This is a genomic window from Vibrio salilacus (assembly GCF_002811245.1).
In the GTDB taxonomy this organism is placed as follows: Bacteria; Pseudomonadota; Gammaproteobacteria; order Enterobacterales; family Vibrionaceae; genus Vibrio; species Vibrio salilacus.
Genome location: NZ_NIVQ01000007.1, coordinates 37,075 through 62,523 on the forward strand (window position 1 = coordinate 37,075; position 25,449 = coordinate 62,523).

Sequence of the window (25,449 nt, forward strand, 5' to 3'; positions counted from 1 at the left end):
GCTTCAAGCAAAGACACTGTGACCTTCATCTTCGGCTTAACCAATTGAAAGTAGTGCGTATCACCCCCAAAGATCATCAATCGATGGCATAGAACTGCAATTAATCATCGAAAGTTTGAAAAACATGGTTAAAATAGCTGGCCTAGATTTTAAACCAACCAGCTCCGTCGAGGAACAGACATTGAATACGCAACACCTATTTGCTAACGACAGCCAAGATATTGAACAAGCCAAACAGATATTAGCCCGTGGTGAGCTGGTTGCGATTCCGACCGAGACGGTCTATGGCCTCGCGGCTGATGCATCGAATCCAGAGGCGGTAAAAAAGATCTTTGCCGCCAAAGGTCGCCCTACCAACCACCCCTTAATTGTTCATATTGGTGATGTCGAGCAATTGACCGACTGGGCAGTGGATATCCCGCCAGAAGCCTACACGATTGCCGCCGCTTATTGGCCTGGCCCTGTGACCTTATTATTAAAAAAAGCGCCGCAAGCGACCTCGGTGGTGACAGGCGGATTAGACTCGATCGGCTTACGCATGCCTGCGCATGATGTCTTTAGTACTTTACTCAAATCATCAGGTATGGCCGTCGCGGCGCCCTCGGCCAACCCATATAAAAAGCTCAGCCCAACGTCGGCTAAACATGTTCTGAACTCGCTCGGCGGTAAAATAGCAGCCGTACTCGATGGTGGTGATTGCGCCCACGGACTGGAATCAACCATCATTGATCTGACTGAAAAACCGTTTCGAATTTTGCGCAGCGGACCAATTAGCGCCGCCGAACTATCACAAACACTGAACATGCCTGTCGAGGCGCCCAAAGCCCACTCGGTAGCGGTTCCGGGGAATGTCACTAGCCATTATCAGCCGAATACCAAAGTGCGCTTAGTCAGTATTGAAGAGATTGAACAAGCCGACAGCGGCAATATTGCTTGTCTCCACAATATTGCTTGTCTCCACTACTCGCCTTTAGACAAGGACACATTGTTTAAGTCGAAGCCGATGTCAAACGATGTTAGTCAGTACTCACATGACCTATATCGCGCTTTAGATGAGGCCGATCAATGGGGTTGTGATGAAATTTGGGTTGAGCGACCACCGATGAACGAAGCGTGGTACGCCGTACACGACCGCCTTAATCGCGCGCAGTCAAAACTCTAACCGCGAAAAACGATCGCTTATTGGCTCTGGTTTTTATTGTGCCAATAGACTATCTCACGCACACGCCCCTGTGGATCACTATCCGGCATTGCCGGCAACGTCCTGAGCTGGTGCCAATGTTGAGCAATCAACATCAGCACAAATGCATCAATTAAATCATCGCTACTGGCGTGTTTTTTAGGCGTCGTTTCGAGCTGTGTGATTAATCGATTCGACCACGACTGATCAAGGGTGTTGATCAGCGCTAAACGCTCTTGGACACCTTGGGGCGTTTTCTTACTGTGCTGTAAAGGCGCAGCGTTGATGGCAGCAAACACCACCTCTGGGTGAGACTCACGTATCATTAAATCAGGCTGCTGATTTAAAAGCGCATCCACTTGTTTAACCTTAGGCAAAATAAACCAACTCTGTTTAGAAAGCCTTTTGCCCAGTTGTTGAGCGTTAATCTCACACGCTTGCTCATAACTGGCGGCATAAACCGCGTCGCGACAAGGCACCGGAAACACTGAAGCACTACGTTTGATAGTCAAAAACTGACGGGCAGCTTTATCACACAATCGATCGGGAGTTTGTTGATCACTAAAGCCAATTGGAATATCGATTAAGCTGTGCGCGCCGGTAAGCCATTGCTCGGCGTGTTCCAGTTGATCAACAATATGACACTCGGGGCCATGGGCGCCCAAATGCCAGATAACCCAGCCTACTTTACAACCATCAATACCGTTTACTCTCATTTTCTCTCGTACTCCCCATTACCGACCCTATGATAAAGCCTTTGCTGACAATAAAAACGCCCCAAAGATGAGGCGTTTGTACTTAGTTACGTCAGCTAATGGTTACTGAGCGTAGAAACTTCGGATAGGTTCTGGCTCGACGTAGTCAATCAATTCGCTTTGGCTTAGCTTATTGATTTGCTCTTCACGGCCAGAAACCACCAGCACTTGCTGTTTTTCGAGTGTTTCCACCACCTCAAGTTGATGAAGGCGAAGAAGCTCTCTAGTTTGTTGTTCAGCCCCGGAATGATACTTGACAAAAAATCGACTCGGTTGCTGCTTAGCCTGTTCGGTTCGGTTGTCTATTGGCGGAAAAGCAGGATTATCTGCGTAGCTCCAAGCACCAATTCCGCTGCACAATAAAGCAACGCAACCAAGACTGGTGTAGATTCGCTTCTTCATCGCAACTCCTTATTGAAACGTCAGTGACCAGCTATTGAGGCGGCCGCTATCTTGGCGAACACTATCAACCGCTTTTAATCCCCACTCACCTTGAGCTTCAAAGCCGCTGAAGTCAACTTGGTAACTGGTACGAATATCCGTTCCAGCACCACCTGTATTATCATGCAGCACCACCTCATCACCACTCGCTGATGTCAGCGTTACTTTTAGATCACCAATGTAGCTGTGCGTAATGTCCAGTTCAACCGTCACCACGCCAGCGTCGCCTGAACGATCAACGACGATCTTACTGCTTACGCCTTCGGCATTATTGTCTGGAATGGCTAGCACATTAGTGTTGCTGTAGCTCGACGCTGGTTGAGCGTCTGTCTCTGAGCCGTTATGCGTCGCAACCAATGTCGCACCAGCGTAGGCTTCGTAACCATCAATCAGTACTTGGAACGTACCTTGTCCGGTCACATCTAAGGTACAAGTTTCTTGGTTGCCACTTTGCCATGAACGACAGTCGTAGCTGACCGTTGTAGGTTCGCCGTTAAAGCGTACGTACATATCAGCATCACCGCTGCCACCATTGAGATTGAAGGTTGCACGGGTCGTATCGGCAGGAACGTCAAAGGTAAACAGCTGAGTGGAGTTTGCCTCGCCCGATAGTAATGCCGTTGCTACGCCATTTTTTAGTACATTGCCTTTGATTTCATCACCATTACAGCCTTTATCGAGATAGGCTTTCGCTGCATCAGCGTTAATCAGGCCATAACCAGTACGGTTGTCACGCCCTGGCACATCAATATCGGTCGCCGTTGCCGTTAACGCCTTACGGATTTGCTGGGCGCTACAAGTTGGGTGGTAACTCCAAACAAGGCCAGCCACTCCAGTCACATGCGGTGTCGCCATCGACGTGCCATTGTAATATTCGTAATCTTCTCCACTTGTGGTAGAGACGGTCACTTCTTGGCCCGCTTGAGCTGATAGCTCTTGACCAAATGCACGATCAACCGTCACTGACACCATGCGATAGCGGTCGTTATCATCTAACACAAATGGGTTTTGTAACCCTGGAAGCGCTTGATTACTGTAGACAATCGCCGCTTTCGCCCCGGCATCGTGACACGCTTTTACCGGATCAATTTCCGGACGCACACCCGTTCTTTGGTTTTCAATACGCTCGGTTAAACACACCTTCTCTTTCATATCGCCACAGTTGTAGCGACCTGATGAGATATCACACTCTGCTAAAGCGGCGGTGATGCTGCCCGCAACAGGTGCCGATGTGTAGGATTCTGATTGAAGGATCTTACGATTGTGCGGTACGACTCCGCGATCAAAACTGCTGATGCCATTAATGGTAATATCAGACAAAACCCCTTCGCCAACCGTCACCGTAGAGAGTACGGCGACACCAGGAGCGGCAATATCAACCTGATCGGTGGCTTGAGAAAACGCAGCATGATCACGATTAGTATCGACCGCAGCAACCGACATCACTGCGTCATAAGAGGCGGGATAACTGTGGGCGGTATTCCCCGAGTTACCGGCCGCCGCAATTAATAGCACACCTTGATCGTACAGCGACTGCAACGCGTTTTGTTCGGTGCGGCTTGATTGGCTACCACCGAGACTCATATTCACCACGTCTGCCTCGTTCTCAGCACAGGTTTGAATGGCTTTAACTAAGCTTGAAGAGTAGCCCCACCCCGATTCATTAAAGACTTTAACGATATGAAGGTTAACATTTTGGTTGGGCATCACCCCTTTAATACCTTCGCTGTTCGCAATCGCCGCGATGGTACCGGCCACATGAGTCCCGTGAGCGTTATTGTTGCCAGGCGAACTCCATGACCCTGTACCACTGTCATTGGTTCCGTCAACGCGGTTGCCGCTTAAATCGTTATGGCTCAGATCATACCCCGAGTCGATGATACATACCGTGCGATTGCCTGCATTGGCATCATCAAGCAACTGGGCATTAACGGCATTAAAGCCCCATGGCGTAGTTTCACTGAGCAGGAAGCGCGGGGGATCGACCTCGACATACTCTACTTGGCTGTTACTGCGTAACGATGAGAGCTGTTGGTCATCCATCTCAACACTATAAATCGGTTTAGCGCCGAGCTTTTCAATCTTACGTGCTTTTACCTGTTCAAGTACCGACGCGCTCACTTCGCTCGTAGTCATGACAGGCTCTCCCGATCGGGAAAATGGCGCGGGTGTACCTTGTTTAAATTTAACGATGTATTTGGTCGGTAAGTCTGCTTCATTAAAGCCCAAACCGGGTTCGGCATTGACGATGGAAATGCCGCCCATAGCCACTGTGATCATTGAGAGGGTAAACAACCCCTTGGTTTTACTAATCATGTTGTGCATCTGCTCTATTCCTTATGGAGCTAATTCTTATTGGTTTTACGCTTGGTCTCATCGTGTTGTACAACTTGACTCAAGTGGACTAGCTATAAGGCATGAATAGAACATAACCAAAATGCAACTAGAGTAAATATCCTAATTTTTAGCAAAACATCACCAATCCTACTAAAAAAGTGAACTCTCAATAGTGATAATAAATAAACCTTTAGAAGCAATTACTTATTTAGTAAATAAAGGTATTAAAGGTATTAAAGGTAACCTTATAGCAGTCTTTAAACAAAGGCACATGTAAACAGTGATGTATGGCTAAGGATGGCGAAAAGTTGTTGCAATTTGGTTAAATGGAGTGAAAACTCTAGCACTAAGCCATGGTTGACCGCCTAGGTTCCTTACCTCCAACCGAAGGAGTCTGTTTTGCTCGCTTTATTACGCCTATTATTGGCTGGGATCTTCATTATTATTACCACGCTATTTGCTAGCGTTTATTGCTTATTTAGCCCACGCAACCCAAAACACGTTTACTTTTTTTGTCGCTGGTTTAATCAATTACATAAGTTGGTTGGCATTAAGCTTATCCAGCGAGGCTTACACAACGCCCCAACGCCGGAAAATAGTGTCTATATTTCTAACCACCAGAGTGTTTACGACTTTGTCACGGATCCAGGTATGCTCAGACCACGCACGGTCACTTTAGGTAAGAAAGAGTTAATTTGGGTGCCATTTTTTGGCTTTTTGTATTGGATTACTGGCAATATCATGATTGACCGTCAAGATAAATCCAAAGCGCGCGATACCATCAAACAGGTCGCTGACGCGATTCATCAGCGCAATTTATCAGTTTGGGCTTATCCAGAAGGCACTCGCAGTAAAGGGCGTGGTTTACTGCCTTTTAAGACGGGGGCATTTCGTATGGCGATTGAAGCGGGTGTGCCAATAACGCCAATGGTGGTCAGCAGTACCCACAATAAGTTCGATCTTAACCGCAGCAATAACGGCATCGTCATTACTGAAATGCTTGAACCGATTGATGTCTCAAATTTTAAGCTGAGTGATGCCAGAGCGCTGGCCGAACACTGTCACACTTTAATGACTAAAAAAATTGCCCAGCTTGACGCCGAAGTCGCCGAGCTCGAGCAGCAAAATGACACAACTCAAATAGCGACAGGTCAATAATCAACAACGCGGTATCTACATTAATGCTAATACCGCGTTAATTTACTGTTACCAATTTACCTCTTTCATATGAACTTGCGCTCCAAGCTCTAAGTTAAAATTGGCAGTGAGGTTGGGGTAGTGCTGCGCCATAGCATCCATGACTTGCTGACTGTTTGCACTGCGCTTTTCAGCGGCAACAAAACGTTCAATCCAAGTGTGGGTAAAAGCAATGCTACTGGCGTCTAGCTTACCGCCTTGTTGCATGTGGCCAGGCACGACAAACTTGGGCTTAAGCGCTTGCATCTCTTCAAGCTGAGCTAACCATGCATTGACCTCTTGATCCGATTGCGTATCGGCCATCCATACGTGCATGCCTTCAACGATCCCAACGTTACCCAAAATCGCCTTTTCACTCGGTACCCATAAATATGGACGATGTGCGAGCACCCCTTGTGTACCACGGATCTCAATTTTCACACCATCAATAGTCAGTTGATTGCTATCAACAAGTTTGGGTAACTGTGGATTACTCGGTGCATTGAACCCCATTTTTGGCCCCCAAAACGAGACTTTTCTTTCTAATTTTTTCGCGATCGCCTCTCGCACTGCCGCGGTAGTCACTACGCTTGCTTGTGGAAACAGCTTAAGCAACTCAGAAGCACCAAAATAGTAGTCAGGATCAGCTTGGCTAATGAAAATTGTTTTCAACGGTTTACCGGCATCAAGTACTTTCGCTGCAATACGTAGTGCGTCTGCACGAGTAAAACCTGTATCGATCAACAAGCTTTGTGTCTCGCCGATGACTAAGGTTGAAGTGACATTAAAACTGTTGTGGTCGGCGTTATATACATCAAAAGTCAGTTCGGTATCAGCGACCGCTGCGCTGGTGGTCATTAGTAGTGCAAGTGTGGTTAAGGCTTTCATCGTTAGCTCCAAATTGGTTAGTTTGTTTTGTCGCTAAAGATAGTAATGCCTAGTTTTATTTCTAAATAGAGCCTATTATTTGCATTATTATTTCTTAAAACGTGCAGATAGATGGATAGACTCACCGCCGTACAAGTGCTTCTCGACGTTGCACAGACACAAAGCTTTACTGCCACTTCCGATCGTTTAGCGATGTCTCGACCTATGGTGACTCGCCATGTCGAAGCGGTCGAAAACTGGCTTGGTGCACGACTGCTTCAGCGCACCACGCGTAAAGTCTCCTTAACCAGCGCTGGCGAACAAGTACTGCCAGACTTGCAGCGCTGGGTTGAGCAAGCCAGTCAGTTGGAAGAACAACTAATGCCCAGCCAGGCACTGCGCGGTTTAGTGCGAATTTCTGTGAGTATGTCGTTTGGCTTTTCAATGTTGATGCCTGCACTGCAAGCATTCCGACAACAGTACCCCGGAATAAAAATTGATGTTGACGCTCAAGATCGTACGGTCGATATGGTCAGTGAACGGGTCGATTTAGCCATTCGTACCACCAATACGCCAAACGCGAACTTGATTGGTCGCGAGTTTGCTTTGTGTCACTCAAAATTAGTCGCCTCACCCGCCTACTTAACCCAGTTTCCAGTGATTGCGAAACCCCAAGATTTGGTCACACATGCGTGTTTAGGCTATAAAAATTTTGGCCGCCATATCTGGCATTTTCGTCGAGGCGAACAACAGCAAGAAGTCGAAGTGAGTTGTGATATTACGGCCAACGAAGCCACCGTTTTGTTGCATGGCTCTATGGCGGGATTAGGCATTTCAATGCAACCTGATTATCTGACTGACGAAAAGATAGCCAATGGCGAGTTAGTGTGGGTATTACCCGAATGGCAGTTAACCACGTTAAAAATGTACTTACTCTATCCGTCAAGAAAACACGTTTCTCATCCAGTAAGAGCCTTAATCGACTTTCTATTACAATACTTTAAGAACCATTAAGAATCGCATCTGATTATGTTAGGCTAGTTTTCTGCCGTAAAAAATGGAACCATGTTATGGACAACATCACGACGAGGCTTTCGCTTAGAACGATTGAAAAAGCGGACTACCCTGAAATCGCCCAACTAATGAATTTGGTTTTTCCCGATGTCGGCGGAGCTTGGCCGCGCAGTACCATTATGGATCTGATCCGTCAGTTTCCTGATGGCCAAATCTGTATTGAAGATAATGGTAAAATCATTGGGGCGGCTCTGACGATCAAAGTTGATTACAACCGTTTCTCGCTGCCACACGTCTACACTGACATCATCAATGCAAACAACGTCATTCAGAATAATCCTAAAGGCGATGCCATGTATGGATTGGATGTATTTGTCCACCCAGACTATCGTGGCTTACGCTTAGGTCGTCGCTTATATGATGCACGCAAAGAACTGTGTCGCAGCAAAAACTTTAAAGCCATTTTAACTGGCGGACGGATTCCAAACTATCAAGAGCATGCCGATGAGCTCTCGGTGACTGAGTACATTGATAAAATTAAACGTCGTGAATTACACGACCCTATTTTGTCCTTCCAGCTCGCCAACGATTTTGACGTTAAGCGTTTGATGAGAAACTATTTGCCAGAAGACGATGCATCACAAGGCTACGCGACCTTGCTTGAGTGGGATAACTTCTTTTACGAGGAAGATATTCACTCAGTGCACGACATTGAAAAAACCTTAGTTCGCATTGGTGTGGTGCAATGGCAGATGCGTGCGATGCGCGATCTCGATGACTTGATGGATCAAGCCGAGTTTTTTGTCTCATCGCTGTCTAACTACAAAGCGGATTTCGCTCTGTTCCCTGAGTTTTTTAACGCGCCACTAATGGGCCTGCAAGAGGGGCAAAACTCGGTTGAAGCGATTCGCTTTCTCGCCAGCTTCAGTGAAGATATTAAACATCGATTTTCACAAATGGCGGTGACCTACAACATCAACATCATCGCTGGCAGCGTGCCGGTATTGGAAGACGAAAAACTGTACAACGTCTCTTACCTGCTTCAGCGTGATGGCCATATTGAAGCGCAGTACAAGGTCCACATCACCCCGCATGAAGAGAAAGATTGGGTGATCGATGGCGGCGATGAGGTCAAAGTATTTGAAACCGATGCAGGTCGTATCGGCATATTGATCTGTTATGACAGTGAGTTCCCAGAGCTGGGTCGGATGATGGCAGAGCAAGGGGTACAAATTATCTTTGTGCCGTTTTGGACCGACACTAAAAACGGTTATCAACGAGTACGAATTTGCTCACAGGCGCGAGCGATTGAAAACGAATGTTATGTCGCTATCGGCGGCAGTGTCGGCAACCTGCCACGGGTCGATAACGTCGATATTCAGTATGCTCAATCGGCCGTCTTTTCGCCATCGGACATCTACTTCCCACACGATGCGACCTTAACCGAGGCCAGCGCCAATACTGAAATGATCATCTTTGCCGATGTTGATCTGACCAAACTTAAGCAGCTCAACACTGAGGGCTCGGTGACTAACCTTAAACACCGTCGTCACGATATTTACGGCTCGTTCATTACCCCTAATGAATAAAAAGTAAAAAAAACGGCGCGGGAAAACCTGCGTCGTTTTCGTTTGAAGCTTTATTTAAGCATTTAGAGCTTGCTCTAAATCAGCCAAAATATCGTCGATATGTTCAATACCGACAGACAGACGGATCATCTCTGGTGCAACCCCTGCTTGTTTCTGCTCTTGCTCGCTGAGTTGTCGGTGCGTGGTTGAGGCTGGGTGACACGCTAACGACTTGGCATCACCAATGTTCACTAGGCGCTTGAAGATTTGCAGCGCATCGTAAAAGCGCACCCCTGCCTCATAACCATCTTTCAAACCAAAGGATAAAATCGCTGAAGGTTTACCACCCATGTACTTTTGCGCGAGCGGATAGTATTGAGATTCAGGCAAACCCGCGTAGCTGACCCAACTCACTTTATCGTGCTGCTCAAGATATTCGGCGACTTTGAGGGCATTCTCGGTATGGCGCTCCATTCGTAGTGACAACGTTTCCAACCCTTGTAACAACATAAACGCATTCATCGGTGATAATGCCGCGCCAGTATTACGCAGCGGAACGGTTCGAGCACGACCAATAAACGCCGCATCACCAAACGCTTCACTATATACCACACCATGATAAGACGGCTCTGGTTGATTGAAGACTGGGAATCGATCTTTGTGCTGCGCCCATGGGAATCGACCAGAATCAATGATCACCCCCCCAAGCGTCGTGCCATGGCCGCCGACATATTTAGTCAAAGAGTGCACCACAATATCAGCGCCAAATTCAATCGGCTTGCACAGCACTGGGGTCGCAACAGTATTATCGACAATAACTGGCACCCCTTGTTGATGGGCTAACTCGGCGATACGCTCAAGGTCAATGATGTTCCCTGCAGGGTTACCAATGCTCTCGCAATAGACTGCTTTGGTGTTCTCATCGATAAGTTCAGCCAAACTCTCTGGTTTATCGTCTTTGGCAAACTTCACGTTGATACCTTGGTTTGGCAACATATGAGCAAACAAGGTATAAGTACCACCATATAGCTGCGGCGTAGAAACAATATTGTCGCCAGCTTGAGCCAAGGTCAAAATCGCATAGTTGATTGCCGCGCTGCCAGCACTCACTACCAAACCAGCAATGCCCCCTTCAAGGGCCGCCATGCGTTTTTCTAGCACATCGTTGGTCGGGTTCATGATACGGGTATAGATATTACCAGGGACTTCTAAATTGAATAAGTCTGCACCGTGTTGGGCGCTATCAAATTCATACGCCACCGTTTGGTAAATCGGCGTAGCAACTGATTTGGTGGTTGGGTCGGTTTGATAACCAAAATGAATGGATAAGGTTTCGTCTTTCATCGTCCTTCCTTGGGTAAATAGTGTTTTCTGTCTGTTACTGTGATATCAGCATTTATCGACGATTTGTTGAACAGAGGTGCAAATATGTGGGTTATTTCACACTGATTTGGGTCATCTTGTTATGCCAGCGATAACAGCAACGGCGGAGCAAAACTTGCTCACAATCAAGACAAAGGCAACAAACCAGCTGATTAGACCATTTAGACCCGATCCTTGTTGTATACTTCGCCGCAGTTATAGCTACATGAATATAAGTATGTTTCTGACACCGTATTTTTCACACGATAACCACCAATTTCAGTTTACGCGCCAGCAAGCAAGTCACTTTGCTAAAAAGGTTGCGGAAGACTTTAACCCTATCCATGACGAAGACAGTAAACGCTTCTGCGTGCCTGGCGATCTTCTGTTTGCCGTTTTGCTGAGCAAAGAAGGCATTAGCCAAAAGATGCGTTTTGACTTCTCTGGTATGGTCAGTGAGGGGATCTCGTTGTCGATTGACAACAAGTGTGACAAAGAGAGTGCGGTTGTCGATCATAATGGCAAAGAGTACCTCCACATGTCCCGTCAAGGTGACGTAAGCCATAACCCTGAGTTTATTCAGCACGTGGTCACCAACTATGTGCAGTTTTCCGGCATGAACTTTCCACACATCATGGTACCACTGATGGAACAGCAGCAGATGATGATCAACTGCCAACGCCCATTAGTGATCTATGAAAGCATGGAAATCGAATTTACTCGTCTTGACCTTACTCAGCCAGAAGTTGAGTTTGCGAATGCCACCTTCGATGTGGAAGGGAAACGTGGCTTAGTAACGCTTAACTTTACGTTTAAAGAGAACGGTCAAGTGGTTGGTAAAGGCCTCAAACGCATGGTAGCAAGTGGCTTAAAACCTTACGATCAAGAGGCCGTAGACGACTTAGTTGAACGCTTCAACCAACGCAAAGAAGCGTTTTGGGCCGAGTTCGCCAACGCTGCCTAAAATGCCAAAGGGCTACCTCATCAGGTAGCCCTTGTTGTTTAACGCGCTAAAATACGTCTTCTGGCTCTCGCTCAACCCGGTGCTAGAATTATCAAGCGAGTCATTACAGTCGCCAAACTAATAATTACAGCTGCCAACGTGCCAAAGGCGTTTGTAATGAAATTCCTTGGCTGCCCCAACGATCAATCACATCAACCTGGAAAATTCGTTCACTGGGCACTAACGAGGTAAGCTCTGCCGACAGACGCTTATCCGTCACCAGCCATAACGTTGGGTCTTGTTCAAACCGATCTTTGAGCGCCTGCTTATCGCTCTCAGTCCACTCCAATTGAGGCTTAAATTGACGCTCAACCACAAACAATTGATTACCCACAGCAAAATCTTCTAACGCTTGACTAAGCAACACCACAGAATCCATCTGTCTGGCAAAAATGGCGGATTGCTGCTGATTGATTAACGTTCGTATCGCGAGTAATAACCCTTGCTGATTGATGTCGATGGTCGCTTGATGTTGCGGATACACTTTTTGCAGATCTTCACCGACGATCGCTGCCATACGAATTAAATTGGTCGGATTCATCCAAACGTATTTTGATATCTCTCCCTGATCTAAGGTTAATGCTGCGACCCCTTGGGCGCGTGGAGAAATAGCTTGTGAAGCATCAATCTCAATCAGGTGAATATTTCCCTGTCGCGCATAGACATAAGTCGGGTCTTGAGGCCAGATGGCCCGCAACGTAATCGCCACTGTGGCTTGTTTTCCCGCTTCAACAACGTGTTGCTGGCCTTTATTGGCAAACCAGTTGGTCAGCCGCTCAATGCCGTAACGTTTGGGCGGCAAGTAGCTAACGTCGATATCCGTCCCTTTTAGCAACTGCTGTGACAACATATAGGTCACTGGGGTACTGGTAACAATATCGTTGGCATAACTAAAAGGAGCCAACGTGCTGGCGGCTCCATAACACGCGACCATGATCAGTGTTTTCATATTCATATTTAACTACTCAGATTTAAGCTTTATTGACGATTCGATAAATCGTTGCCATTAAAAATAATATCGCAGAGACGATAATGATCGATGCCCCCGACGGCACTGGTAATTCAAGCTCCATCGGCAGTAGCGTCCCTATCAGACAAGCCAAAGTAGCCAGCAAAGAAGAGAGCAAGACAAAACTGCCAATGCGTTTGGTCAGTAATCTCGCGGTTGCACCCGGAATAAGCAGCAGCGCCCCCACCAGCACCGCGCCAATAATCTTTACCGCGGCGATGGTCACAAGAGTGATCATCATGACAAACAAATAGTCATAAAAACGGGTGTTAAACCCGCGAACACGGGCAATATCTGGGCTAATACTGGTGAGTAAAATTCGGTTAAAGGTCGGAATAAGTACCAATAAAATAACCAAACAGCTCAAGGCTAAAATGGCAATATCCCCATCTGTCACGGTCAAAATCGAGCCAAATAGGACATTCTCAAGCATGTGGATATTGATCTTACGAGCCACGTACATCAGCAGCGCCGCCCCCACCGCAAGCGCCAAGGCGAGGAAAACGCCGACCAGAGTGTCATAGGGTACATTGGTACGATTACGCACGAAATGAAGCAATAATGCGAATATCATGCAAAAACCGAACAGACCAATAAATGGATTTTCTGCGGGTTCACCAAGCAATACTCCGATGGCAATCCCCGTCAGGGCGGCGTGCCCGACGGCTTCAGAAAAGAACGCCAAGCGTTTAGCGATAACCAGTGTGCCTAACCCGCCAAGTAGTGGCCCCAATATCAGTGCCGCCACAAGCGCATTGACCATAAAGGCATAAGCAAAGCTGTCACTCAACCAACCCGCTTCAACTCCACTTAAGGCTTGCTGTCTTAACCAATCCATCATGCTGCCTCCACTTTGGCGCTGTAATGCTTAAACAACGATTCAATCCGGTCGGGGCTTAACACATCCGAATGATGGCCTGAGGTCACAATATGACGATTCACCACATGCACTTGAGCATCTAAACGGCGCACAGCCGTCACATCGTGATGTACCGCCAACACCGTTTTGCCCTCGGCGACCACTTGATGAATCAGCGTTTCTAGGTAACGTACGCCTTGCTCATCCATCCCAGTCGTTGGTTCATCTAATACCAGTAAGTCGGGGTCATCAAGCAGAGCCTGAGCAAACAACACTCGTTGCTGCTCTCCGCCCGAAAGCTGCCCCATACGACGATCACAACGGCCAGCCATACCAACTCGTTCTAACTGAGCTAACGCGCGTTGAGCCTGCGAAGTTTTACGTCGCCAAAACAGCGGAATTCGAGTTTGATTGAGCAGCACAAAGTCACTGACCGTCATCGGTAAGCTCGCTTCAAACATGGCTTTTTGCGGTACATACCCCACTCTACCCGCTTGCTGAGTCTGGTTTGGATCTGGCCAGTGAATCGCTATCTCGCCAGTAAATGGCGTCAGCCCTAATACCGAACGCAGTAGAGAAGTCTTGCCTCCGCCATTAGGCCCCATGAGCACGTGACACTGACCGGCTTCGAACTGAGTGTGGATCTGCTGCAAAATTAAGTTATCGCCGTATCGCAGAGTAACCCCATCAAGAGAAATCGATGGACCGGACATTACGCCTTCTCCTGCGCAGGTTGGCTCGCAACAAACTTCATCGCTTCAATCAGTGTTGCGACATTTGCGCGCATTTCTACTTCTACTTTGTCGGCTTGGTATTCACCGTGTGTCATGTGTGAGAAGCGGTATAACTGAACCCCCGTCGCCGCTTCAATGGTATCGACAAAGCGATTGGGCATATTCAATTCATAAAACAGCACGTCAATACCAGCAGCGCGGATCTTCTCGATAGTCGCTTGCAACTGACTTGCACTTGGCTCGACGCCATGGGCAGGCTCTATCACGGTCGCCACATCAACACCGAACTCTTGCAAAATATAACCGTAAGCATTGTGCGTGGTCGCTACTTTCATGCCTGCGGTATTGAGTTCACCTAAAGACAACATCGCGTCACGCTTGAGTTGGCGAAATATTTTGGCGTAACGACGGGCATTATGACGATAAAAAGTCGCGTTATCCGGGTCAAGCTTACTCAGCTCGCTGGCAATGGTGTAAACCTTCTGAATCGTGGTCGACAATCCGACAAAGGTGTGCGGATTGACGGCACCTTTGCCGACCGATTGGCCCATGGCAGGCAGTAGCGGCACCTCTTTATTGGCGTAAATCACCACAAGGTCATCACGCTGAGCGGCCTCAATGACCTTGATGGCAAAATCATCATGACCGACACCATTGACCACTATCACATCCATTTGATTAAGTCTTTTCAGATCATTTGGTTGCGGTAAATAGTTGTGAGGGTTGAATCCCGCATCGACAAGGGGAATTATCTCGGCTTTGTCACCCACTACCGCTTTGACGTAGCTGTAATAAGGTTGCAAAGTAACGCCAATGCTGAGCTTATCGGTGGCAAAACTGCTAAAAGAGACCATCAATAAAGCGTTAAAAGTGAAAAAACAATGGGATAGAGCGCGTTTGAGCATAGTGACTATCATCTCTGTTGACGCTTAATCAGCGTGAGAATGGGAAGGCGAAGATGGTGCAAGGATGACCTGCTGCCAGCCTTGCAACTGACGATTTTCTGGCTTGATTGGCACGCTTTTGTTCAACGTCAATGACGCAGGTGCTAGCCAAATGTCGGCCTGTTGATCACGGCTATCTAGCAACATCAACGCTGAACCTTGTCGGTCTTGTTTCACCCCAAGGTACAGTCCTGCCTCAAGTTGCTGCCATTGATGTGAGCCTTTGCGCTGCCAGCTTTGGTCTGGCACAAACGGCGCAATCCAGTTGCGCTGTAACTCGCTGACATCTGGCCACTCGCCGGACTCCAGATAAAGATCACGAATCTCTTCATGCGCAAGTTTAAGCTCGACCAGCATAGCTAAATCGTCTTGCTCAAGAGTAGTGACCAACACTTGATGGGCCAAAGTCGAAGTCTGCTGCGACTGCGCTTGATGGTGAGGTAACAACAGCAGTGAAACCGCCAAGATAGTCGCAACCGTCAACGCCACCCACTTGCCTTCACGACTGCCATTGTCGGATCGAACCTTGTCAATAATCATCGTGGTTTCAACTCGACCACATCCACTTCAACTGGGTTCTCATGGCCAGCATCAAACACCAAATAAAAGTCAGTATTAGGGTGGGTAAATTGCGCAATCGAACGCTTATCGGTGGTGACTTTGGCAACGAGGTTGTCATCATAATCGTACATGTTGACATCGTAGCCTACTGCCGTTGAACCATCAGAGTAGCCAGCTTCACAGATCACTTGGTCTTGCGCTAAGTGACAGCTCATCAAAGGAAAATGTGCTGCTGATTGAAATGATGTCAAACCAATCATCAAGCCTAAAATGTTAACTAAGAGAGTGTTGTTCATGGTGTATCCAAAATGGCTCAGTAAGGCACTGAGCCAAGGTTTGATTAGTTAAGTTGGGTTTCAAACGTCAGGTGAACATTGACGCTGACTTTGTCGGCTAACGGATCATTTTTCAGCTCGCCTTTGTAGTTAGCTTTCATCAGGTAACGCCCTGCGAGGTCGGGCGTAAAGGTCACTTTACCGTCGTTATCACTGACCACATCAATCTGCTCTTGGTGATTGCGATACTGTGTACCTTCGCGAGTAATTTCAGCGGTCACGCCTGACTGAGGCTGACCATTAAAGAAAAATTGGAAAGTCACCGCTTCACCTTCAATGATATCGGAAGGGTGCGTGAGTGGTTTCATCTCAAGCAGTTTGCCTTCAATCTCTAACACTTTTTCTGTTGGTTTACCGACAGTGATATAACTTTCTGCGCGTGTGTAACTGAGCTGAGTGACCACATCACGAGCTTGTTCTGGGATCACACCGCCGCGTTCAACCTTGCTTGCTTTGGCCCATTTAACCGTATCACGACGACCCGCTTTATATTGGGTGTAGTAACTCGGTTGGTTGTTGATCGCCACTTTGTGCGTCCCTTCTTCAACGAAGTAGAAATCAAACATCGAACGACGTTTACCTCGCACTACAAAATTAGGACGTTCAGAGCGACCATCAGGCATCATCACAAACGCTTGTTCACTTCCAGCAGGTTTATCAAAGACAAAGGTTCCATGCGACGCGGTGACATCAAATGTCAACCAATCACCGCCCTCTTTAGAGACGGTAAAATGAGATGGGAGAACCCAGCGAGGATGTGCTTGCACTGTCGTTGCGGTGGCAAAGCTGATTGCCATGACACTGGCTAACGCCACTGCTTTGATATTGGTTTTCATTGTTGTTCCTTTTGTCACTTCACTAGGTAATTGACGGTGATCGCTCCCGTCTCTTCGGTTGGTTGGAGTTGGTAGCGCACGTCATGTTCAGCCAAATGTATTTTTTGACGCAGGTAATTACGCCCACCATGTTCGCGTACCACTTCGACTAACAAGGTATAATCACCTTGCGCTAATCGTTGACCATTATCATCCGTACCATCCCAGCTAAAACGATAACGACCAGCAGGACGAGTGGCAGAAGTAACGGCATCAACTCGTTGGCGATCATAACGCCCTACTTTGCGCCACCAACTGCGCAAGTCTTTAAGCCATTCATCTTTACCCACCCAAAGCTGAAGGGTTTTCACCGATTGACGCTGTTGGTCTTCAATCCACACGGCAACGTACGGGCGGGCATACATTGAGGTTTCGATGGTGGGAAGCTCAAATTCAATATCGATTTTTGCCTTATCAGGCAACGGCGTTGCAAATAGTGGTAACGGCGTCAGTGCCGCAATAAGAAGCAATCGACTCAAAGGATTGCGGCGCAAAAATTGGCCTGTGTTCAACATGGTTTTTCTCTTCATTAAGCCGCTATGGCACAGCAAAAAAATAAATAGTCAGTGATAACGCAGTGCCAAAAGTCATCCACTGCATTGAGGTCTTTAATGTCTTTTTCTTCGGCAACAGCAAACACACCCCAGTGACAACAAACAACACCATCAGCAATGCAGTGATATCGATAAACCACTTCCAGACTTCACCACTATTTCGCCCTTTATGCAGATCATTAAGCCGCGCAATCAAGCCGTAGTCTGTGGTTTCAATTTCTGCTTCACCGCTCGTCATATCAACAAAAACTGTCGCGTTGTAGCCAGGGCCTTTAAAGTCGAGAGAGAGTTCACCGACCAGCAACCGCCCCTGTTCAACCTCGGTATAAACATCCAAGGCAGAAGGTGTGCCACGTAATTGGCTTTGTTGAGTGAGAAAAGCGATCAACGCAACGCGATTTGGCTCAAAGCGGCGTTCGTTGGCAAACAGATGCTGAGGTGGAACGTTCAGGGTGTGGTGCTCAATCATCGCTTCGCTACGCTCAAACCACTGCGGGCGATTTAAGGTAATGCCAGTTAGGGCGAAAAATAGCGTGACCAATAGCAACGCCATTGAAACGTAAATGTGCAGGCGACGCGCCCAATGCTGAACGCCCTTACTCTTGAGCAACATATAACAGTCATCATCAGTTAATCCGCGCTCAATTTAGGTGATAATGGTTCTTATTGGCATTCAATTTACATTATTTACGTTTCGAAACAGAGCAAGAGTGAGGACGGAGACAGAACGGGTTAAATGCAACACAGTCGTGGTCAAAAAAAAGGCCGGAGCGTTCACTCTGGCCTTTGATGCAATTTAATCATTCGCTTAGCTATTTTGACTGCTCTTAACACTGCGCAGTTGCGATAGATACTTCACCCAGCTTTGCGCTTGTTTGGAAGGCGAAATTTCATTGGCCCGCTTTGCGTTGGCCAAGGCGTCTTCAATACGTTGCAATTTGTAATAGGCGCGCGCCTTGATCAAAGCGACTTCGGCGTGACGACCCGTAACCTTATCCAAAGCCGCCAGAGCTTGTTGGTAATGCCCTTCTTGAGCCAACAACTGCGATAAATTCCAGTAGTATTGGCTATCTAGCTGAGCGGCAACACGCCAACTCGCGATCGACTTTTGCCACTCTTTGGCGCTTTGCCAGTAACTGGCTTGTTGCGCTTTGAGCTTGCTATCAACGTCGATCTGATCCAACTGCGCCAATACCATCGCCGCACGCTCTGGGACCCCGCGTTTGGCATACAACTGAGCCAATAATTTTAGGTCATCTTGGCTAAGCGCTATACCATCGAGCTTGGCCAGCGCCATCGCGTCTAATGCGCCCTTTTCATCACCAACACGCAGGTATAACGCCACCAGCTGGCGCCACCATTCCATGCGCGCAGGCTCAATGGCAATCAAACGTTTTATGGTCTTTATCGCAGGCGACCACTGTTTAAGCTCAAGTTGAGCCGATAGTTTGAGTGACAATGGGCTCAGCTGATCGGGCTGTGGATAGTGTTCATAGCGTGCTATCGCCGTCAGTACTTTACTCCACTGCTGCAACTGGTAATGCGATTGAGCGATACGAAGCCATATTTCAGGCACGGTTTGCCGATCAGACGCCGACTCGCTCAGATTGTAGTAATGTGGCAAGGCTTGGCTGTACTGTTGTTCGTTGAGCAACATGTCGGCTAACATTTTTCGAGTTTGCCAAGCTTGCTCATCTTGCAATAAACCGCTGGTGACTGCGAGATCCAACTGTTGAATCGCTGGCGTCACTTGATCATTCTGCCAGTACAAAATACCCAACATACGCGCGACAAACGCTTGGTCATAGCCGCGAGCAAGATCAAGCGCTTCTAGGGTCGAAATCGCCTGTTCAAGCTTATCTTGTTGCGCCAAGTTGTGTGCATGCTGTACACGTGTCGCGGTGTATTGACCAAGTTGATTAGCAACGGCGACACCAGCACTCAAGCTAAGCAGCAAACCGATTAGGCAGTTTTTGATCATTGGGCTAATTTAAACTCCACTCTGGCGGTTTGTCCGACCTGTTCGACTGACACACCTTGGTCAATTTTGGGTTGATACTTCCACTTTTTCAACGCACTAATGGCTTCTTTTTCAAACATGCGTTTGGGTTTTGCCTCGACCACTTGGATGTCTGTTGGCCGACCTGTGGCATCAATGGTAAAGCGCATCACCACATACCCTTCAACTTTGCGTTTTATCGCTTTTCTTGGGTAGCGCGGTTCCACACGATAAAGAGGTAGCGCTTGTTGGTTGCCCATCGTCCCCTGCAATTTTGGCGCTTGGATCGCAATGCCATCTAACACGGTATTCAACCCTAAGGCACTGGTTGGTGTCATAGGGCTCATCGGCGTCACTTGCGTTTGCGCCTGTGACACATCGATAGGCTCAGGAGCGCTCGGTGGCGTTGGCGGCTCTGGTACAGAACGTTGACGACGTTGAACATCGCTATCATTTTCTATCATTACCATATTAAAACGCACCGCCTGTGATGGTTTTTGCGCGCGTTGATTACCATTATCAACCATCCAGGCCATGAAGCTAAATAAACTTACCGCAACCATCAACGCGGCCGGAAGTGCAAGCAGTAATCGCCCCATTAAGGCTTCTCCGCGGCCAAAGCTATGCGCGTCACACCCGCACCTTTTGCTGCATCCATCACTTTCACCACAGTACCGTTGTAAGCATGTTCATCGGCTTGAATTACTAATGACGCATCTGGCTGATCAAGCAGCAAGTGCTCAATGGTTGCCTCAACACGTTCGATATCAACTGCACGCTTATCGATATAGACATCATTCGCGGCAGTCACCGCAATAAATATTCCCGCCTCTTTTTGACTGACAACGTTCGATGCTTGAGGGCGATTCACTTCCACCCCTGACTCGCGTACAAACGAGCTTGTGACAATAAAAAAAATCAACATGATGAACACGATATCGAGCATCGAGGTTAAATCGATCTGCGCTTCATCTTGACGATGGGGTCTACGTCCGAGTCTCACTTTTGACTCCTTAAAGATTGTTCTAACTGGATGGCTTTTCGCTCGCACATTTTGCTTAAGCGAGCATGAATAAACATCCCCGCAAGCGCGGCGACCATACCGGCCATGGTAGGCAACGTGGCTAAAGAAATGCCGGATGCCATTAATTTCGGATTGCTACTGCCCTGTGTTGCCATCACATCAAACACAGTGATCATCCCCGTCACAGTGCCAAGCAAACCAAGCATAGGGAAAATGGCCACCAACACTTTGATCATCGAAAGATTTTTGTGCAGTTGCGTATCGGCTTGAGCTAGCCATCCTTGGCGAATTTGATGCGCATACCAAGAGTGATGATCGACCCTTGCTTGCCACTGAGCACCCAATTGAGCCTTCACTTTAGGAAACTCAATGGTGATATACAGCACTCGCTCGATAATCAGCAGCCAACACACGACAACGGCCGCAGCCAGCCACCGTAAAATAGGGCCGCCTTGATGCATAAAACTAACCAAAGTCGAGGCCCAATCTTCACTGATCAAACCCAGTGTATTGAGTAGGACCTGCTCCATTATGCTGCGCTCTCGGCTGTGTAGTTAGGGCTATCTTTACTGTGCGACGATTCGCGTTCAGCTTGCTCTGCCACCAGACCAATACCTTGTTTTTCAAGAATATTACGCACATTTTCTGCTTGAGAATTCAAGATGGTATGCGCCAAAAGCAGTGGCATTGCTGCGATCAGGCCAAGCACGGTTGTCACTAACGCCATCGAGATACCGCCCGCCATCACTTTCGGGTCACCGTTACCAAACTGAGTGATCACTTGGAAGGTTTCGATCATACCCGTTACCGTGCCTAGTAAGCCAAGCATAGGAGCTAGAGCAGCAAGAAGCTTCAGCATCGACAACCCTTTTTCTAGGTGGGTTTGCTCATCAACAACAGCTTCCAAAAGACGTAGCTCTAACGCTTCTACGCTGCGATGCTTGTCTTTATGGTACACCGCAAGCACACGACCCAAAGGGTTGTCTCCTGGCTGCGCTGGGGTTTTCAATTGCTGGATGATTTTCTGGCGCGAAATCATCAGCGATGTACCACGTACAAGTGCAATCAATAGGCCGATAGCCAATAAACCAAGGATGATTTTGCCGACAACGCCGCCTGCATTAAGGCGATCAGCCAACGTCGGTGAGTTTGCGAGCTGTTCAAGAAGAATGCCGCGTGACGGATCAATAACAAGCGCCTCAATGTCACCAGAGGAAAGAGTACTTGCCGTTGGGCCATTGTTAGGCTGACGTAGATAGTTTACCGCATCTCCGCGTTGACCATTCCACTTAACGTAGCCAGTCTCATCCAGCAGCGCCATAGAACCAAGACGAACACCATTAAGCGTTTGTTCACGACCTTCGCCATTTAGCAGTGTGAAAGAGACGTTTGCCATCTCACCACTTGCTTTGATTTGTTCTTCCATGCTGTGCCACATCGCCTGAAGTTGGGTCAACGTTGGCAGTGATTTAGCCGCAACAATAGCATCGATTTCTTTCTGATATGAGTTGGCATCGACACCCGTTACTGAGCTCTTGAGCTCTGACTCTAGCTCTTTTGCGTTCTGGCGAACGACGCCAAATAGCTCACCTAAGCTCCCGGTTTCTAAACGTAGCTTTTCTTCTAGCTGCGCCAATTCCGCTTCGTTTTCACCGAAAGTAACACTTAATGAATCCGCTTCTGCTTGAAGAGCAGCTCGCTGTGCCGCCAATTTATTCTTTATAGCCTGTAGCTCTTGCTCTGTTTGCTTAAAACCTGATTCACGCGCAACATTGTGCGATTGCTGTTGACGATTTTCTTGCTGCGCCTTGTGCAACAACGCTTCACTAGCAAACGTTGTATGAGGCATTAATGCGGCTGTCGAAATGAGTGCAACCGATAACCATTTTTTCATCATTTATTTGCCCTCCGCAGCGGTTAACGACACTGGCAGAGTTAACATGCTCGGCGCGATCTGTTTATTCGCCATAGCGAACGCTTTATCTAGCTCTGATTTTTGCTCAGAACCCACTTGTTGCCATGCTTGTTGTTGCTGTGACCAGCTCCAGAATGTATCACCAGAGAAGCTACGCGCTACCAAAGACAAACGCCCTAAATAGAGAATATCCGCCTCCACAGCTTCATTGCCACCCAGGTTAATCTTGCCTTGGTAAACACCAAGCTTGGTGCCGTAATCGATTTCGATTTGGTACGCTTCTAAAATACGACGAAACTTCTCTGCATCCGCAACGTCTGCCCGCGTCATCATGGAGTCGAGCTTTGCAATTCGCTCCTCACGTTGCGCTTTGCGGATCGGTTTGTCGTTAGCGACGAGCACTTTTAAGCCTTCAAGCATGTGATACATCAAAGGCACCACACCTTGACGTGTTTGAGCAATCTGGTCAATCTGTTGATTAAGGCTTGATAGCTCTTGATCTTGACTTGCAACAAGGCTGACAAGATGATCGCGATAAATCTTCAAGTTACTGACTTCTTCTTGCAGCTGTTCGATTTCTGCCTCTAAAGTCAGCGCTTTTTCTGCACTGACATCAACGCGTTTTTGGCTTTGTGCCGATGCTTGGTTAGTTTTACTCAGCAGCGCTTGTGCATCGTTAAGATCGTCCGCGTGAACGGGAATCAGGGTCGATGACAGCAACAGAGCGAGACTTGATTTGATTAGATTCATACGAGTTATATTTTCTGTTTTCCAAAAACGACTAAAGGGGAAGACGTCGCCTCCCCTTGCCAATCCGATTGTTATCAGTACTTGAACTGAACGGTTGCCATGTAGTTTCGGCCTTCGCCAATCACCACATTACTTGCTCCCTGTTGTTGACTGTTGGTACTACCGCCACCAGCGAGGTAATCGGTATCGAACACGTTTTCAACATTGAAGCGAGCGACAATATCTAAGTTCTCATCGTACTTATGTGTATAAGCTACGCCCATATCAACGCGTGCATAGCCATCTTTCTTAAAGGTGTTCGCAGCGTCGCCGTAACGAGCACCTTGGTAAATCAAACCTAAGTTGACGTTGGTGTTATGGTAAGCCTGATAGCTCGACCAAACACTGGCAGAAAACTCTGGCACATCAGCCGGACGGTTGCCCTTATACTCTGCACTTTGGCTAATTTCTGCATCAAGATACATCGCTGAGGCTGTTAGTGAAAAATCATCAGTCACAAAGCCTTGAGCCAAAATTTCCGCACCACGGTGTACTTGCTCGCCATCTTGTGTCTTTTTGTACATGATATCGTTACTAGCGTTGACACCATCTTCAACATCTAGCGAGATGTTTTCTAGCGTGATATCAAACAGTGCGCCAGTCAGGTACAAACGCTGATCAAACAGCTCCCACTTAGTGCCCATTTCATAAGAAACGCCGCGCTCTGCATCAAGTTCTTCACCATCATTGGTATAGTCAGTGCCGCTTACCGTTCCCTGAGGCATAAAGCTTTCAGAGTACTGAAGGTAAATTGAGCCATTGCTTGCCGGATGAAAAATAACACCAAGCTTTGGTGACACCTGACTTTCTGTCAGTTCATCACTGCGTTTTTCATCATAACGAACACCCGCTAATACTTGCCAGTAATCATTAATGGTCATCATATTTTGCGCATAAAAGCCCAACGTATCATATTGACTTGTTGGCCACCTTTTCGAGCTAGTCGGTTGAGGCTTTGTCACCGTCTCACCCGCGGGTACATACTCACCATCATGGAAGGCCATAAAACGATCGTAACTGTAATCTAGGTAGTTTGCGCCGACTAACAAAGTATTATCGGTTCCAAACAAAGAGAAATCCGTGGTCACGTCAACGTAGGCGGTATCAAATACCCAATGATCCGAACGCTCGTTACCTTTGTGCTTAATGGTACCATTTTGATCGTACTTATCGAATTTCGGGTAAGATTCAACATCAAAGCGCTTAAAGTCTTGGCGATTGTAGCCCGCTTTTACGTTTACCTTATCGGTCACTTGAGCATTAATGTTGATGCCGTAGTTCTCGACATCGTTGTCAATGTTCGACCACTGCGCATCCCAGATAGTCTGGTCACCTCGGGCTGCAGAACCATCGACAATATAGGCACCAGAATCGACGCTGCCATTATCTTGAGTACGGTCATAGTGCGCAGACAGCATGATCGCGTCAGTCAGGTCGTATTCGACAACCAAACCACCCAATGCACGTTCGGTTTGCGGCGAAGTCCCATCTGCGTACTTGCGCCATGAGCTGTCACTTTGCTTCGACACTATCGCACGAGCACGAAACGTCTGTTCTTCATTCAATGCGCCACTGACGTCAAGCACAGTTCGCGAATAATCGTTTGAACCAATATCTTGGCTCAGGCCGATTTGAGTTTCTGTTGTTGGCTTCTTAGACACCATATTCACTAAGCCGCCAGGTTCAGATTTACCATATAGCAGACCTGATGGGCCTTTAAGCACTTCAACACGCTCTAACAGCTCAATAGGCTGACGGTAGTGTGACCAGTGCTGATGACCATCGCGCAAGAAGCCATCAGAGCTACTCAGCTCAAAACCACGCAGTGAGAAACGTTCACGGTTACGGCTTGTACCGCCTGCGCTGACACTGGCGTCGTTTTGTAGTACTTCACCAAGTGTACTTGCACGTTGTTCATCAATTACCGTTTCATCGATAACCGCTACTTGTCCCGGCGTTTCCAATTGCGTCATTTCCATGCGCATTGCTGTACTGTTTGTATCCGCCTTGTAGCCGAACTCGCGACCTTCTACAACTACATGTTCGTCTGTTTGAACTTCCGCCACTGCAGGTGTTGCTAACACCGCACCGATCACTAACGCCAACTGGCTCTTAGTAAACATATTGTCTAACTCCGATTATGTTCGG

At 47.6% G+C, this 25,449-nt stretch carries 26 protein-coding genes; 5 read left to right on the plus strand and 21 right to left on the minus strand.

What is annotated here, in order from left to right:
• Positions 1 to 181 precede the first annotated feature (181 nt).
• Positions 182 to 1,162: an L-threonylcarbamoyladenylate synthase gene (locus tag CDZ87_RS06770; protein WP_100752936.1), complete on the plus strand. Its 981-nt coding sequence runs from the start codon at positions 182 to 184 to the stop codon at positions 1,160 to 1,162.
• 17 nt (positions 1,163 to 1,179) lie between these two features.
• On the opposite strand, the gene CDZ87_RS06775 is transcribed toward CDZ87_RS06770, so the two are convergent.
• The 3 genes from CDZ87_RS06775 to CDZ87_RS06785 form a co-directional block, all read right to left on the minus strand.
• Entirely contained in the window at positions 1,180 to 1,896 is a 717-nt protein-coding gene (locus CDZ87_RS06775; RefSeq protein WP_100752791.1) for a DUF429 domain-containing protein, read from the minus strand.
• A 102-nt stretch (positions 1,897 to 1,998) separates the two neighbouring features.
• Positions 1,999 to 2,337 carry an ATPase gene (locus tag CDZ87_RS06780; RefSeq protein WP_100752792.1) on the minus strand — a complete coding sequence of 113 codons (339 nt, stop codon included), beginning with the start codon at positions 2,335 to 2,337 and terminating at the stop codon, positions 1,999 to 2,001.
• 9 nt (positions 2,338 to 2,346) lie between these two features.
• The gene (locus tag CDZ87_RS06785; protein ID WP_100752793.1) at positions 2,347 to 4,701 is read right to left on the minus strand and encodes a S8 family serine peptidase; all 2,355 of its coding nucleotides are present in this window, start codon (positions 4,699 to 4,701) and stop codon (positions 2,347 to 2,349) included.
• A gap of 411 nt (positions 4,702 to 5,112) precedes the next feature.
• Here CDZ87_RS06785 and CDZ87_RS06790 point away from each other — a divergent pair, with 411 nt between their 5' ends.
• Positions 5,113 to 5,871, plus strand: coding sequence for a 1-acylglycerol-3-phosphate O-acyltransferase (locus CDZ87_RS06790; protein WP_100752794.1), 759 nt, complete (start codon positions 5,113 to 5,115; stop codon positions 5,869 to 5,871).
• A gap of 48 nt (positions 5,872 to 5,919) precedes the next feature.
• Here the strand turns inward: CDZ87_RS06790 and CDZ87_RS06795 are convergent, their stop codons facing one another.
• Positions 5,920 to 6,777, minus strand: coding sequence for an MBL fold metallo-hydrolase (locus CDZ87_RS06795; RefSeq protein WP_100752796.1), 858 nt, complete (start codon positions 6,775 to 6,777; stop codon positions 5,920 to 5,922).
• 111 nt (positions 6,778 to 6,888) lie between these two features.
• Between CDZ87_RS06795 and CDZ87_RS06800 the strand changes: the two genes are divergently transcribed.
• Positions 6,889 to 7,770 carry a LysR family transcriptional regulator gene (locus CDZ87_RS06800; RefSeq protein WP_100752797.1) on the plus strand — a complete coding sequence of 294 codons (882 nt, stop codon included), beginning with the start codon at positions 6,889 to 6,891 and terminating at the stop codon, positions 7,768 to 7,770.
• Positions 7,771 to 7,826: 56 nt separating this feature from the next.
• Complete coding sequence (locus CDZ87_RS06805; RefSeq protein ID WP_100752798.1) at positions 7,827 to 9,359, plus strand: bifunctional GNAT family N-acetyltransferase/carbon-nitrogen hydrolase family protein; 1,533 nt, start codon at positions 7,827 to 7,829, stop codon at positions 9,357 to 9,359.
• Between the two features lie 54 nt (positions 9,360 to 9,413).
• Here CDZ87_RS06805 and CDZ87_RS06810 read toward each other — a convergent pair whose 3' ends face one another.
• Positions 9,414 to 10,682, minus strand: coding sequence for an O-acetylhomoserine aminocarboxypropyltransferase/cysteine synthase family protein (locus CDZ87_RS06810; protein WP_100752800.1), 1,269 nt, complete (start codon positions 10,680 to 10,682; stop codon positions 9,414 to 9,416).
• Between the two features lie 256 nt (positions 10,683 to 10,938).
• Between CDZ87_RS06810 and CDZ87_RS06815 the strand changes: the two genes are divergently transcribed.
• Positions 10,939 to 11,664 (plus strand): DUF3581 domain-containing protein, encoded by a 726-nt coding sequence (locus CDZ87_RS06815; protein WP_100752802.1) that lies wholly within the window; start codon positions 10,939 to 10,941, stop codon positions 11,662 to 11,664.
• A 124-nt stretch (positions 11,665 to 11,788) separates the two neighbouring features.
• Here CDZ87_RS06815 and CDZ87_RS06820 read toward each other — a convergent pair whose 3' ends face one another.
• The 16 genes from CDZ87_RS06820 to CDZ87_RS06895 all read right to left on the minus strand — a co-directional run bounded on the left by CDZ87_RS06820 (position 11,789) and on the right by CDZ87_RS06895 (position 25,424).
• A complete protein-coding gene (locus CDZ87_RS06820; RefSeq protein WP_100752804.1) occupies positions 11,789 to 12,658 on the minus strand; it encodes a metal ABC transporter substrate-binding protein in 870 nt (289 codons plus the stop codon).
• Positions 12,659 to 12,674: 16 nt separating this feature from the next.
• Entirely contained in the window at positions 12,675 to 13,550 is an 876-nt protein-coding gene (locus CDZ87_RS06825; RefSeq protein ID WP_100752806.1) for a metal ABC transporter permease, read from the minus strand.
• Complete coding sequence (locus CDZ87_RS06830; protein WP_100752808.1) at positions 13,550 to 14,284, minus strand: metal ABC transporter ATP-binding protein; 735 nt, start codon at positions 14,282 to 14,284, stop codon at positions 13,550 to 13,552. Before CDZ87_RS06830 ends, CDZ87_RS06825 begins: the two co-directional genes overlap by 1 nt.
• Positions 14,284 to 15,222, minus strand: coding sequence for a metal ABC transporter solute-binding protein, Zn/Mn family (locus CDZ87_RS06835; protein WP_422641443.1), 939 nt, complete (start codon positions 15,220 to 15,222; stop codon positions 14,284 to 14,286). The genes CDZ87_RS06830 and CDZ87_RS06835 overlap by 1 nt, the downstream gene beginning before the upstream one ends.
• 12 nt (positions 15,223 to 15,234) lie before the next feature.
• Positions 15,235 to 15,789: a DUF6162 family protein gene (locus CDZ87_RS06840; protein ID WP_100752810.1), complete on the minus strand. Its 555-nt coding sequence runs from the start codon at positions 15,787 to 15,789 to the stop codon at positions 15,235 to 15,237.
• Positions 15,786 to 16,106: a hypothetical protein gene (locus tag CDZ87_RS06845; protein ID WP_100752811.1), complete on the minus strand. Its 321-nt coding sequence runs from the start codon at positions 16,104 to 16,106 to the stop codon at positions 15,786 to 15,788. Before CDZ87_RS06845 ends, CDZ87_RS06840 begins: the two co-directional genes overlap by 4 nt.
• Before the next feature lie 44 nt (positions 16,107 to 16,150).
• The gene (locus tag CDZ87_RS06850; RefSeq protein WP_100752813.1) at positions 16,151 to 16,981 is read right to left on the minus strand and encodes a DUF4198 domain-containing protein; all 831 of its coding nucleotides are present in this window, start codon (positions 16,979 to 16,981) and stop codon (positions 16,151 to 16,153) included.
• A 14-nt stretch (positions 16,982 to 16,995) separates the two neighbouring features.
• Positions 16,996 to 17,535, minus strand: coding sequence for a DUF2271 domain-containing protein (locus tag CDZ87_RS06855; protein ID WP_100752814.1), 540 nt, complete (start codon positions 17,533 to 17,535; stop codon positions 16,996 to 16,998).
• 22 nt (positions 17,536 to 17,557) lie between these two features.
• On the minus strand, positions 17,558 to 18,187 hold the full coding sequence (locus tag CDZ87_RS06860; protein WP_100752816.1) for a PepSY-associated TM helix domain-containing protein: 630 nt from the start codon (positions 18,185 to 18,187) through the stop codon (positions 17,558 to 17,560).
• Positions 18,188 to 18,382: 195 nt separating this feature from the next.
• Positions 18,383 to 19,555 (minus strand): tetratricopeptide repeat protein, encoded by a 1,173-nt coding sequence (locus tag CDZ87_RS06865; protein ID WP_100752818.1) that lies wholly within the window; start codon positions 19,553 to 19,555, stop codon positions 18,383 to 18,385.
• Positions 19,552 to 20,172 carry an energy transducer TonB gene (locus tag CDZ87_RS06870; RefSeq protein WP_100752819.1) on the minus strand — a complete coding sequence of 207 codons (621 nt, stop codon included), beginning with the start codon at positions 20,170 to 20,172 and terminating at the stop codon, positions 19,552 to 19,554. Before CDZ87_RS06870 ends, CDZ87_RS06865 begins: the two co-directional genes overlap by 4 nt.
• Complete coding sequence (locus tag CDZ87_RS06875) at positions 20,172 to 20,576, minus strand: ExbD/TolR family protein (RefSeq protein ID WP_100752821.1); 405 nt, start codon at positions 20,574 to 20,576, stop codon at positions 20,172 to 20,174. Before CDZ87_RS06875 ends, CDZ87_RS06870 begins: the two co-directional genes overlap by 1 nt.
• Positions 20,573 to 21,127: a MotA/TolQ/ExbB proton channel family protein gene (locus CDZ87_RS06880; protein ID WP_100752822.1), complete on the minus strand. Its 555-nt coding sequence runs from the start codon at positions 21,125 to 21,127 to the stop codon at positions 20,573 to 20,575. Before CDZ87_RS06880 ends, CDZ87_RS06875 begins: the two co-directional genes overlap by 4 nt.
• Complete coding sequence (locus tag CDZ87_RS06885; protein WP_100752823.1) at positions 21,127 to 22,494, minus strand: MotA/TolQ/ExbB proton channel family protein; 1,368 nt, start codon at positions 22,492 to 22,494, stop codon at positions 21,127 to 21,129. The genes CDZ87_RS06880 and CDZ87_RS06885 overlap by 1 nt, the downstream gene beginning before the upstream one ends.
• On the minus strand, positions 22,495 to 23,262 hold the full coding sequence (locus CDZ87_RS06890) for a DUF3450 domain-containing protein (RefSeq protein WP_172953558.1): 768 nt from the start codon (positions 23,260 to 23,262) through the stop codon (positions 22,495 to 22,497).
• A gap of 74 nt (positions 23,263 to 23,336) precedes the next feature.
• A complete protein-coding gene (locus CDZ87_RS06895; RefSeq protein ID WP_100752824.1) occupies positions 23,337 to 25,424 on the minus strand; it encodes a TonB-dependent siderophore receptor in 2,088 nt (695 codons plus the stop codon).
• Positions 25,425 to 25,449: the final 25 nt, after the last annotated feature.